The following is a 12,982-nucleotide window of genomic DNA, read 5'->3' as shown; positions in this document are numbered from 1 at the left end:
ACTTATGTCTGAAACCATTATTGCCATAGAAAATCTGAGGAAGTCCTTTAAAAAGGCTTCTTCTCAGGATTTGTTGGTTCTTGAGGACGTTAATTTCAAACTACAGGAAGGTGAAATAGTCGCTTTATTGGGTAAATCAGGTTCGGGTAAATCCACCTTGTTACGGATTATTGCTGGATTGGTAGCCCCATCCAGTGGAACAGTCACCTATAGAGGGAAACCGGTTACCAGACCCGTGGCAGGAATTGCCATGGTATTTCAATCCTTTGCACTGATGCCCTGGCTTAATGTGTTGGAAAATGTAGAACTTGGCCTTGAAGCACAAGGGATCAGTCGTGATGAACGCAGGCACAGAGCAATTGAAGCCATTGATATTATTGGTCTTGACGGCTTTGAATCAGCATTTCCAAAAGAGCTGTCTGGAGGGATGCGGCAAAGGGTTGGTTTTGCTCGTGCTTTGGTAATTAATCCCGACGTTCTGTTAATGGATGAACCGTTTTCGGCACTTGATGTATTAACTGCAGAAAACCTAAAGTCTGACTTGCTGGAATTGTGGAAAGAAAAGAAAACCAACACTAATGGAATATTATTGGTAACCCATAATATCGAGGAAGCGGCTACTCTTGCTGACCGAATTGTGATTTTTGGTAATGATCCTGGGTATATTCGAGCTGAATTACCAGTGACTTTACCTCAACCCCGAGATCCTGAAACTCCAGAGTTTCGTGCTTTGGTTGATAAGATTTATACCTTAATGACTACGGGTCCTAAAGAAAAGGCTAAACGTGCGCAAAGAGAGCGTCAGATTGGTTTAGGGTACAGATTGCCTGATGTTGAACCTTCAGAATTGTCAGGATTGATTGAAACCATGAAATCATTTGAGGAACGCATCGATTTACCTGAGCTTGCTGATGAGCTCATGATGAATATTGATGATTTGTTTCCTATTCTTGAAACTTTGGAAATACTTGGTTTTGCCAAGGTATCGGCAGGTGACATACAACTCAGTGATTTGGGGAAACAGTTTTCCGAAGCTGATTTGCAAGAGCGAAAGCAGTTATTTGCTCAAAGGTTATTGGAAAAAGTTCCCCTTGCCCGCTATATACGCAGGGTTTTAGATGAAAAAGTAGGACATCGTGTTTCTGAAGAGCGCTTTTTAAGTAAGTTGGAAGATTATTTGAGTGAGAAAGAAGCGGATCGCGTTTTACGTACAATGATTGACTGGGGGCGATATGCTGAAATATTTGCCTATGATTTCAATACGGGAATTTTAAGTCTGGAAAACCCTGGTAAGGGTTTATAAGGACGCGAGTCACGTTAAGTACACGGTCGGCCCCTATCAGGGAACGGCCATGTTTCATTCAAGCTGAACTCAAAGCTGGCTGCTCGACCAAGATTCAACAATCCGACGTATCCTCACCAAATTAACAATATATCGAAATCATGGATTTGTGTGCTTTGTTTGTTGCCCATATCATGCGAAGCTGATAAGGGGAACAAACAGAACAGTTATCTGGATGGATTAAACTGATTTTCGGATCAGGTAATTGAGGATCTGAAATAAACGTTCCTGGCTGCCAGCCATTTGCAAATCGGTTTTATATTTGTTGTTTATCACAAACGCAGGTACGGCATTGATTTGATAACCGGCCATTAACGTCATGCCATTTTGCACACGCATATCAATAGTCGGCGAGTTTTCAAAAGCACTTTTGGCAATTTCTTTATCAACACCATGAGCTGTAAAAAAATCTATCATTGATTGTTTTGTTGACAAAGGTTTTTTCTCTTCCTGGATGGCTTTAAATAATTGGGGGCTTAATTTATCAGATAAAGCTAAGGTTTTAGCGGTATAGTATGCTTTGGCATATAACTCCCATTCGGGTTTGAATACTACAGGAACGCGATCCAGTTGCACATTGGTTCCCATTTTACCTGCCCACTCACTTACTGAGGGATCAATTTTATAACACCACGGGCAACCATAGCTGAAAAATTCGGTAATCACGGGTATTTTGCCTTTATTTACCGATTGTTGAGGATTGCTGACCAGTTGGTAATCTTTACCCTCTACAAATTCGGCTGCAAGTGCCATAGCAGGTAACAACAATAGAATACAGATTAATTTTTTAAACATGGTTAATTCCTTAGTATAAACCTTCAATATAATGGGCTACTGCTTCCATATCATCCTGAGTCATTCTGTTACTGATATCTCGCATGATATGGTTTAAGTCATTTGTTCGTTTACCGTCTTTAAATGCCTGTAACTGCATCACTGTGTATGCTGCTTTCTGGCCAGAAAGGACCGGAAAACCAGCTTGGGCATTACCTGTGCCTTTGGGGCCATGGCAGGCAATACACGCCGTGATGTGTTTATTAAAATCACCGCCTCTATAAATTTGCTCGCCACGCTGCAGGTATTTTTTAGGAGTAGACCCTTCAGCGAGTGGCATTTTAGCATAGAATGATGCCAAGTCATTCATATCTTGTTCATTAAGATTGGCAATCATCGCTGTCATGGTAGGGGCGATACGCAGAGTTCCTTCTTTCATGTCTTTTAATTGTTTTACCAGGTATTGTTGATGTTGACCTGCAAGATTAGGCCATTCTGGTGTAGGACTTATACCTTGTTGACCATGACAGGCAGCACACACTTGAGCCTTATTCTGCCCTGTTTGTGGATTTTCCTGTGCATATATAACTGCCGGGAAGCACAAGATTAGAGTGAGTGCTAATTTTTTCATCGTTATCTCATAAAAAATTGATATTTTAATGGTACACTGCTTAGGTCAAAATCCCAAAATGAAATTATATCCCATGTTAGTAAATTTATATTCTAAAGCAGTATTTTTAAAAAGTGCAGCCCGAGTAGACCAATTACCTGAAGATTCCGGGTATGAAGTCGCATTTGCAGGCCGATCAAATGCCGGTAAATCCAGTGCTTTAAATTGTTTAACCGGTATAAAAAGTCTTGCCAGAACCAGTAAAACACCAGGCCGTACACAATTAATCAATTTATTTTCATTGGATGAACAACGTCGACTGGTCGATTTACCGGGTTATGGTTATGCTAAAGTAGCCCTGCAAGTGAAGTTGGAGTGGCAAAAAAATCTGGCGCACTATCTTGAGGTCAGGGAGAGTCTTAAAGGCTTGATTCTGTTAATGGATGTACGCCATCCTTTAAAGGATCTCGATCAAATGATGATAGATTGGGCTTTGAATCGCCAGCTTCCAGTACATATTTTATTGACTAAGTCTGATAAATTAAGTCGTAGCGATGTAAAAAATACAGTGCTTAAAGTGCGTAAGCATTATGATTTGGCTGATCATTTGATTTCTGTTCAATCCTTTTCATCTCTGAAAAAAGACGGGATTAATGAATTGGTCGCAGTATTAAATTCCTGGTTTGCATTGGATTAAGCTTTGCTTCAAGACGAGTTGTTTTTATAGTGACCTGGGTACAGAGTCAATTCTGGTCTTTTTTCACCATCTTCCTCCCTATTAGCAATAATTCATAATTGATTTGTCTTCTTTTAGCATCGGCTATTCATGTAAAGATCATTTTGCTTTAATCATGGATGGTTTGGTTGTTTTGTGCCTTATTTGTATTGATTTACCATCCTGTTGGATGTTATTATTTCACACGGTTCAAATATAGTTCAGCTCGGGCATGAGTAGATTTAAACTTTTTAGCAATTATTATACAGATCACTACAAGGTAAAACTTCAATTTATCATAAAAAGTAAACTGGGCATGAAAAATGGTTCAGTATTCTTTGATCTATTTCATAATCTATTCAGTATGCATCCCATGGTAAAACTCAGAGGGCATTTATATAAAGTGAATGTATTGAATCATATTGTAAATAGTCCACTGGCTATGGAGCAACTTTCCGCGTTGTTTCATAAGACGAACAGAACCACATTGAGTTCAAAACTGGTGAAACTTGTATCGGCAAGTTCGTTAAAAATTGAGCACCTAATTAAAATATGCAAGAGATTTCATGTTGATGTGACAGATGATATATGGGAGTGGATCAATCATCAGCTGTTGAAAACTACTCCGGTATGGAGTTTGGCATACACGCATCCAATAAGAAAAGCTTGGGTCAATTATCTATTTGAAAATCCTGATCGAAAACCAGAGATTGATCCGGAATTTGCCAGTATATCCATATGTGGTATTAAACTGGATGATACCTTACCCTATGTTTTTAATACCCATCATCCAATAGCTGTCTGGTTTAGTACCCAATCAACCGTTGCATTGCGGGAGAAGGAACAACAATGTTTGATCGATAGAAGCGATCATCCATCAACTGTGACCAATACATTGATTTATAGTTCTAACTTATTGAATTCACAAGCCCTCACCGAATTAAAAACATTTGCATTAGATTATTCTATTGTCTTGGTTGATATTGATAATCTTAAGCTAATTTTATCTCCACTTTCAGCTAAGTTGCTTCAATTAATCAGACTCGAATTAAAAAACTTAGGCCAAGGTGGTAATCCTGCCGCAGCTTCAGATCTGGTTCGCTGGATACCCGAATTGGTGAGAGGTAAGGTTTATGCGGATATTGATCTTCCTTTGAAATATCAGGACAACGAAAAAATGTATGCTATTAAAAAAGCAGGTATTCCAGTAGTTGTAAATATGGGATCGATTGTCACACCTCCAAGTCAAAAATCAGGTACTGAACGATGTGCGATAAATACAGACATTATTGCTTACAGTGACTGTAATGATACTGCAGTCTTTATGAGTAAAGTTGCTGCACAATTAATCAAAATATATAAGGATCCTTTTACTGCATTAATTGACGCTAAAGCTGAAATTTGTGAAACGGAGGCATTTAAGCAAATTCAAATGCGAAAAGGAACTCTTTTTGACTTAAGAAAAGAAGTCGAACAATGTAAGACAATTGTAGATTTTTATAAATTTGTTGGCGAGACCTTATTTGCCAAGATATTTCATTTATCAGAGGATCAGGTTGCTGAGTTTTATTTTTCAATCAAATATGCCAATACGAATCCCAAGTTCTTATTCATGAATGGACGTGATCCCCAGTTGAAAATAAAACAAGTATTACAAAAATACTTTAAATCATTGGTTGAAGAAATTTCCGGTCCGGGAGCTATTTATCAGGCTTTAGGTGGTGATGAGCTATTCACCAGCGGTGAATATCGTCCTGCACGAATGATGCCATCAATACCGATTAGGGCATTAGAAGGCTACGCCTGTTCCAATGGGATGACTGACTTTATATCTGATAATATACCGCCATGGAGAACGCAGGAAGATGATCTGAATCAAATGGAATTTAATTCTTCTGGATTATCCTGGGTTCCTGAATCCGTAAAATTATAAATCATTAATGGTAGCGAATGGATGATTGATTTCTATTTAGAAATCACACACCCATCCGCGAAATGGAGTCCGCAAAAATTTCAGGTGAAGAGTAAGCACTGAGTTCAGGATTACAGTGCTGACGAAATTCCCGAAATTATTGATCGGTTATTTAATTAAAATTTGTCCCGTTCAGAGAGATCCTTCATCAGCTCTTCAACAACATGAGGGTTGGATAGAGTCGATAAATCGCCTAATTCGGATATGTCTTCCACCTCATGGCAGGCTATTTTTCGTAAAATCCGGCGCATTATTTTACCCGAACGGGTTTTAGGTAAATCAATAGCAAAATAGATTTCATCCGGCTTGGCTATAGCACTGATCTCTTCTTTAACCCGCTCGATTAATGCTGCTTTTAACCGATCGTCGCCAACATGACCCTGTTTTAAGATGACAAATGCGAAAATCCCCTGTCCTTTTATGTCGTGTGGAATACCCACTACACCAGCCTCTGCTACACTGGGGTGGCTGACGAGGGCGCTTTCAATTTCAGCGGTACCGAGGCGATGCCCTGAAACATTCAATACATCGTCGATGCGGCCAGTAATCCAGTAATCGCCATCTTTATCTCGTTTGGCCCCATCGCCGGTTATGTAATAGCCATTCCTTAAATAGGTCGTACGATAACGTTGATGATCACCTGCTATAGTTCTGGCGATTGAAGGCCATGGATATTTTATAGCCAGAGATCCTGCTCCTGCTTCATGTATTTCATGTCCTTGTTCATCTAATAAGACTGGAACAATTCCTGGGACTGGGTGACTCGCTGCACCTGGTTTAATTACTGAATCATTAGCTCTGGGACTAATCATGATGGCACCTGTTTCAGTTTGCCACCAGGTATCAACAACCGGGCATCTTCCTTGTCCTACCTTTTGATGATACCAATTCCAAGCTTCCGGATTAATGGGCTCACCAACAGTTCCTAACAGGCGAAGGGACGCTCTGGAGCTTGTATTTAACCATTCGTCACCAGCACGCATTAATGAACGAATGGCCGTAGGCGCTGTATAGAACACATTCACCTGATATTTATCAATAATTTGCCAGTTTCTTGCCGGGTTCGGCCAGGTAGGTATTCCTTCGTACATCAGGGTAGTAATTCCGTTACATAAGGGACCATAAACCACATAGCTATGCCCAGTAATCCAGCCAACATCGGCAGTACACCAAAATACTTCATTACTTTGGCAATTAAATATCAATTGATGGGTATAGGCTGCCTGTACCAGATATCCACCAGTAGTATGAACTACCCCTTTAGGTTGTCCCGTACTCCCCGAGGTATATAATATAAATAGAGGGTCTTCTGCATTCATGGGTTCAGGTTCACATTGAGCAGATACCTTCTGTTTGAGTTCATGCCACCAATGATTGGTCTTGGCATTAAATGAAACAGGTGAATTGTCTTTTTTAATGATAAGGGTTTGCAGGTTCAGATTCTCACTGGCTTCATCGGCCTGTTCCTTTAAATTGACATTCTTCCCACCGCGTTTAAAGCTGTCAGCAGTGATCAAACATTTACACTCGGAGGCGATTAAACGTTGTCTTAAGGCATGAGGTGAAAAACCGGCAAAAACTACGGTATGGACTGCTCCAATTCGAGCACAGGCCAGCATGGCAATAGCTGCTTCGGGTATCATCGGTAAGTAGATACCTACTTTATCCCCTTTTTGTACATTCAAATGTTTCAGTACATTACTCATTCGACAGACTTCGTCATGTAATTGAGCAAACGTCAGCGTTTTGTGTTCTTGTTCAATATCACCTTCCCAAATAATGGCCGTTTGATTTGCTTTTTGCGGTAAATGTCGGTCAAGGCAATTGGCGCTGACATTTAACTGGCCGCCATTAAACCAGGTGACATCACCGTCTTTAAAGCCTCCTTCAAGCACTGTATCCCAGGGGCGAATCCAATCAAGGGTCTGACTCGCGATTTCAGACCAGAATTCAGTTAATGATTCCAGAGTGTTACTCAGTTTAGGGTGTGATAAATGTACAGGGTTCATTTTATACCTCGTCGCCTTTGGCAATCAGTTTGATAATTGCTGAGAAATCGGACTCACCGAGTCCTTGATCGATAAAGTGTTGATACAATTTGGTTACCTGGGCTCCCAAGGGAGTTTTAACATGCGCTGACTGGGCAGTTTCCTGACTTAATTTTAAATCTTTCAACATCATTGCAGCAGCAAAACCGGGTTTGTACTCATTGTTGGCCGGAACATTATCTAATACTCCTGGAACAGGAACGTATTTGGTCATTGCCCAACATTGTCCTGATGAGTTACTGACCACTTCAAAGAGTTTTTCAGCGGTTAAGCCCAGTTGTTCTGCCAGAATAAACGCTTCGGAGACAGCGACCATTGAAATACCAAGAATCATGTTATTGCATATTTTTGCAGCCTGACCACTTCCAGGGCCACCAGTATGAATAATTTTTTGTCCCATATTGGCGAGAATAGGGCGGGCGGCATTAAACGCATCAAGATCACCGCCAACCATGAAGGTCAACGTTGCGGCAGCTGCTCCGGCTACACCGCCTGATACCGGCGCGTCCACAGTGCGCATGTGGTGTTCCTTTGCCATCTGATGAAACTCGCGAGCAGAGGACACATCGATGGTAGAGCAATCAATGAATAAAGTGCCTGATTGTACCTTGCTGAATAAGCCATCTATTCCTTTACACACGCGTAAGACTTGTTCCCCTGTTTGCAGCATAGTAATCAGGACATCTTGTTGGTTTGCTACTTCTTGCTGAGTGAGCGCAACCAAGCCACCAGCTTCAGCAAAATGAGCCCGGGCAGACTCTTGCAAGTCAAACCCGGTGACTTTATGCCCCGCTTTGAGCAGATTAATAGCCATGGGCAAACCCATATGCCCCAATCCTATAAATCCTATTCTAGCCATTTCTAACTCCATAATAATTAATAGTGTTCCGTTTAATTGGTCATGTTAATGAGTTGGCATAGCAAAAGCACTTCCCTTTAATTTGGTGATGGGCCATTTACTGGTAACTGTTTTACGACGCGTGTAGAAATGGATGCTTTCATCTCCGTGCATGTTGGTATCTCCAAAGGAGGAACGTTTCCAGCCTCCAAAGGGATGATTGGCAATGGGCACTGGTATAGGAATGTTCACTCCTATCATGCCAACCTGTACTTTTTGACTGTATTCACGAGCGGTAAATCCATCCCGAGTAAATATGGCAGTACCATTACCGTATTGATGCCTGTTGACCAAAGCCAGAGCCTCATCAAAATGATTAACCCGGACTATGACGAGTACGGGTCCAAATAGTTCATTTTGATATACTGACATCTGTTCAGTGACCTGATCAAATAGACAGGGCCCCATAAAGAAACCTTGAGGATATTGTGGATGCTTATAAGAACGGCCATCAATAATTAATTGAGCGCCTTCACTGACGCCCTTGTCAACCGCGGCCAGAACTTTTTGACGGTGAGCACTGCTGATTAACGGACCCATGTCCGTGCCAGCAACATCTCCGGCATCAATGTTCATTGCACGAATCTGCGGTGCCATTTTGGCGATTAACGCATCGGCGGTCTGATCACCCACAGCAACGACTACAGACAAAGCCATGCATCGTTCACCAGCAGAACCATATGCTGCACCGACTATGGCGCTGGCGGCTTGATCCAAATCAGCATCGGGCATGACGACACAATGATTTTTAGCGCCACCAAAAGTATGAGCGCGTTTACCATAGGCTGTAGCGGTAGTATAAATGGATTGGGCAACTGGTGTAGATGCTACTGCAGTAAATGCGGCTATATCAGGATGAGCCAATAAGTGTTCGACTGTGACTTTATTACCCTGCAAGCAATTGACAACTCCTGGGGGTAAACCAGCGTCATTTAATAATTCCATTAAACGTATTGGAGCAGAGGGATCTTGTTCTGATGGTTTTAAAATAAAGGTATTGCCACAGGAAATGGCTGGAATCATCATCCAGATAGGAACCATCACTGGAAAATTAAAGGGTGAAACGCCAGCGCATACACCCAGGGGTTGTCTGAAGGTATGACAGTCTATATTGCTAGCTACATCTGCAGAGAAGTCACCTTTAAGCTGATTGACCAGTCCACAATGTAATTCAACTACTTCTATGCCACGTGCAACCGAACCTTTGGCATCATCCAGAGTTTTACCATGCTCGCGAGTAACAATACGTGCCAGGTCCATTTGATGCTTTTCTAATAAATCTCTGAATTTAAAAAGGATACGTGCTCTTTTGATTGCTGGGGTCTGCGCCCATTCAATTCCCGCTTCTTTTGCCGTTGCTACTGCTTTATCGCAGACCGCTTTAGAGGCAAAATGAACCTGACCAATGGTCTCGCCCAAGGCTGGATTGAAAATAGGATGGGCTTCAGTATTGGATTCATTGATCAGTTGACCACCTATAAAATGCGGTACGTTATATCCCATTGTTAAACTCCTTTTTTAATTGTGTGTAATGAGCGCCGTATGTCGGTGCTTAACTTAATCACATGGTTTATTGCTGAATTCGTTCAAACTGGCGAATAATTAAACGGTCTTGACATGTATCTGAGCGTCATCTGGTTTAAAGTGAACCGTTAACTTAACATTATAGTCGCAATTGTTTATTCAGTTATTGTTTTTAAGGTGACCTGATATTGGCGCCTGGTTTTATTATTTTGCGAGCCGAGTGTTTCCACCACTTCATAATGCATTGGATTCCCTGCATTTTCCAGCGCATTTTGTACGGCATCATCAATACCTGACTCAGAAAACCCTACAAAATCCTCTATACTTTTCATAGACATCCCTTTATTATTTATCCAAAAAAAAAATATAGTTTAGCATGAAGTAAAACTATTAAGGTACTCAACTTCCTGATATCTTATCTGAGAAAATAATTTTAATGACGAAACATACGATTGTTTCATTGAATTATTTATACAATAATGAAAACAAAAAGCAGTAAGGGAATAAGCTATGGGAAAAGGTATAATTTTACGTGTTTTGGAAGGTACTGAAATATCGCCTGAGTTATCTCGTACATTAGATACTCTCATACCCAATTATAAAATCGAATATTTTCAGGAAAAACCCGATTACAAACGAAGTTATGAACGACGGATAAACAGTCTCCATGATGCTTTTTTGTTCATGCTGGATGCATATCCTCTCGACCCCAAATTTACGGCCTTGACAGCTAAAACATTAAAAGCTTATGCAGAAGAAGTTAAAGAATCCTGCGATTTAACAAAAGACTCTGTTGAAGAGTTACAAAAAGAACTGGAAAATTATACTGCCAGATTGGTTGAAGTAATAGCAACTTCCTGGGATTGGCCGAAAGGTACTGCGATTCATGAGGGTGTCGCCTGTTTGAATGAAGCAGAGCAGTATGTATTAATGAGTCAAGGACGTCCCGACCTGGCAACATTAATGCCCATGCAAATGGAGCATGGTACAGAGTATATTTTACAATATGATGAATCTCTTCCACCTTATTCCGAAGAATTTTTAAACGAATTAAAAGATTTAAAATCAAGAAATTATCCCAAAACTCCGGTATGGTTTAAGAATATTGATGAATATCAAAAAGCTTATTTTACTCATCTGAAGTTAAGTCCCCTTCAACCCACGTCAATTATGCAGGATATCAATTCTTTCATTGCCAGCTGGGATGAGATAAAGGGAGCCTCGCTTAACATCGCTGCTGAATTAGACCAAATTTATAAAGACATTCAACCGTATCCTACCTGGTATAAAGATAAATCTGAGGATCCTCGGGCTAAGGGGTTTAGTAAAGCTCAAAAGGAAATGATCAAAGTATTAGCGGCTCAACCCGATAAATTTGATGCGAATTTAATTAAATTTAAAGAGTATATACTGAATAAAAAAGACAGTGTCGCATTCAGGAATTCTCTCGATAATATAGCTAATCTTCCCTTGTGGTATTGGTCATTATCCAAGGTACAACAGAGCTTTTTAGCACACGTTTTGCAAAAAGCGGATCGGGTGGAGGATGTGATGTCCTTTTTATCCAGTCGCCATAGGACATTACCCATTCCAGCAAACTATGCAGCTCATAGCCTATTAAAAATTAATCCCCAAGTTGTAAAAAAAGATCAAACTTTTGATGTACAACCTTTATTTGGTAAACGCTTTAGATCCAGCCATATAGTCAGTCGTGATGTTTTGGATGCACCAGAATCAGTTCAACAGCGACATAGCGATGCAAATTTTGCCAAAGTTATGGAGCATGCAAAACCAGGACAGCTGTGTTTATTGCAGACCCTCATCAGCCCACTTCACGGGGTGGACTATATCCCTTCAATGGTTTTGGAATATTTGCCTCTTCCACCTGATCTGGAATTATTTAAATACGCGCGAGCGACTGTTCAAAAAAGCGGAAAAGCGCCCGATATTTTACAACATAATCATCCTTTTAATTATGCGAAGTATTTCTATTATACTGCTTCGGATGATCCTGATAGTCTCCATTTATTAAAGACCGCACAAACTTATGTGGCTAATACTCCAGGATTACAGGATCTTTTAGACGAGTATAAACGAGTACTTGAATCCCCTCTTTTTTCAGCGACTTTTAGGGATTATGTTGGAAGAGAGCTGTTTCTAACATCTTTAGAGCAGCTGATTACCCTGACCGTAGATGGTCATAGCTATGGTTCCTGTGTCAGCGGAAAGGATAGAAAAGCTATAGAGTTAATGCACACTGATGCCATGATTTTATTTAAAGAAAAATATGGTGTATGGCCTAAATTTGGTATCCCGAGTGATAAAGTAGAGCGTATTAATTTTGTTAATATATTTGCAGACATCTATATGACCCGACATCAGCATGAGCATGCGGGACAAAACGCTCCAGGGTCTGACGGTATAAAAACCCCGGATATGTATTTGCCAGCAGATATTATCGAGGCGATTAATGCTCGTTTAGGTACGGGAAAAGGCGTGCAATATGATGATGTGATGGCCACAGACAACGAAGTTAAAAATATTAGTAAAAACTTGAAGTCTTATTTTTTATCTGGGAATGATTTGCTCTGTAAATTAACTGCTAGGCAGTTAGGCGAAGATGTTTGTACCAAACTTTATGATGCATTAACCTCATTAATCAATGAAGAAAGCCGATTTCATAAACCTAAAAAAGATTCGTGGGGTTTGGGGTTGTTTGATGGGAAAAAATCTACTGCCTCACCCACTGGTATCAATAAAATTCGAGGCCTAATGCAAGATAAGAACGCAGGTAACGATAATATATTACGATTGGAAAAAATATTTTCAGTAGTAATAAGTCGACCTGTATCGGATTCAACACGAACAAAAGAAACGAATTCAATCTATGATCGTCTTCGCGATTTATTATCATGTATTTTTAGCGTAGCTGATGAAAAGCTTGATTTTCTTGCTGATAAAGCGGTGGCTGAGTGGTCAGAGTTGTTTGAAGCTTCCAAACGAGCTAATAGTACCGCTTTAGCTTATTAGTAAGTTTAGTACACGTATATTATAAAAAAGCCGGAGGTAAGTCCTGAACGACCTTCACTTTTTATACGT

Annotated in this window: 10 protein-coding genes; 4 read left to right on the top strand and 6 right to left on the bottom strand. The window is 40.4% G+C overall.

Annotated features, from left to right (window positions below; translation table 11 throughout):
• Window positions 1–4: 4 nt before the first annotated feature.
• Window positions 5–1,303: an ABC transporter ATP-binding protein gene (locus IZU94_RS15980; RefSeq protein ID WP_058472937.1), complete on the top strand. Its 1,299-nt coding sequence runs from the start codon at window positions 5–7 to the stop codon at window positions 1,301–1,303.
• Between the two features lie 219 nt (window positions 1,304–1,522).
• On the opposite strand, the gene IZU94_RS15975 is transcribed toward IZU94_RS15980, so the two are convergent.
• On the bottom strand, window positions 1,523–2,137 hold the full coding sequence (locus tag IZU94_RS15975; RefSeq protein ID WP_203112938.1) for a thiol:disulfide interchange protein DsbA/DsbL: 615 nt from the start codon (window positions 2,135–2,137) through the stop codon (window positions 1,523–1,525).
• A 10-nt stretch (window positions 2,138–2,147) separates the two neighbouring features.
• Complete coding sequence (locus IZU94_RS15970) at window positions 2,148–2,747, bottom strand: c-type cytochrome (RefSeq protein WP_203112935.1); 600 nt, start codon at window positions 2,745–2,747, stop codon at window positions 2,148–2,150.
• A 73-nt stretch (window positions 2,748–2,820) separates the two neighbouring features.
• Here IZU94_RS15970 and yihA point away from each other — a divergent pair, with 73 nt between their 5' ends.
• Entirely contained in the window at window positions 2,821–3,423 is a 603-nt protein-coding gene (yihA, locus tag IZU94_RS15965; protein ID WP_203113432.1) for a ribosome biogenesis GTP-binding protein YihA/YsxC, read from the top strand.
• 250 nt (window positions 3,424–3,673) lie between these two features.
• Complete coding sequence (locus IZU94_RS15960; RefSeq protein WP_203112932.1) at window positions 3,674–5,374, top strand: glycosyltransferase family 88 protein; 1,701 nt, start codon at window positions 3,674–3,676, stop codon at window positions 5,372–5,374.
• A 155-nt stretch (window positions 5,375–5,529) separates the two neighbouring features.
• Here the strand turns inward: IZU94_RS15960 and acs are convergent, their stop codons facing one another.
• From acs to IZU94_RS15940, 4 genes are all read right to left on the bottom strand, one after another.
• Complete coding sequence (gene acs, locus IZU94_RS15955) at window positions 5,530–7,422, bottom strand: acetate--CoA ligase (protein WP_203112929.1); 1,893 nt, start codon at window positions 7,420–7,422, stop codon at window positions 5,530–5,532.
• A gap of 1 nt (window position 7,423) precedes the next feature.
• Window positions 7,424–8,320, bottom strand: a complete 897-nt coding sequence (gene mmsB, locus IZU94_RS15950) for a 3-hydroxyisobutyrate dehydrogenase (protein ID WP_203112926.1) — start codon at window positions 8,318–8,320, stop codon at window positions 7,424–7,426.
• 45 nt (window positions 8,321–8,365) lie between these two features.
• Entirely contained in the window at window positions 8,366–9,862 is a 1,497-nt protein-coding gene (locus IZU94_RS15945; protein ID WP_203112917.1) for a CoA-acylating methylmalonate-semialdehyde dehydrogenase, read from the bottom strand.
• 176 nt (window positions 9,863–10,038) lie between these two features.
• Window positions 10,039–10,215 carry a dodecin domain-containing protein gene (locus IZU94_RS15940; protein WP_083501243.1) on the bottom strand — a complete coding sequence of 59 codons (177 nt, stop codon included), beginning with the start codon at window positions 10,213–10,215 and terminating at the stop codon, window positions 10,039–10,041.
• A 178-nt stretch (window positions 10,216–10,393) separates the two neighbouring features.
• Between IZU94_RS15940 and IZU94_RS15935 the strand changes: the two genes are divergently transcribed.
• A complete protein-coding gene (locus tag IZU94_RS15935) occupies window positions 10,394–12,913 on the top strand; it encodes an oxidoreductase (RefSeq protein ID WP_203112914.1) in 2,520 nt (839 codons plus the stop codon).
• Window positions 12,914–12,982: the final 69 nt, after the last annotated feature.

It is taken from the genome of Legionella bononiensis, assembly GCF_016786215.1.
Classification (GTDB): domain Bacteria; phylum Pseudomonadota; class Gammaproteobacteria; order Legionellales; family Legionellaceae; genus Legionella; species Legionella bononiensis.
Note: the sequence above shows the minus strand (reverse complement) of the source record. Positions and strands in the feature narration are given on the sequence as shown.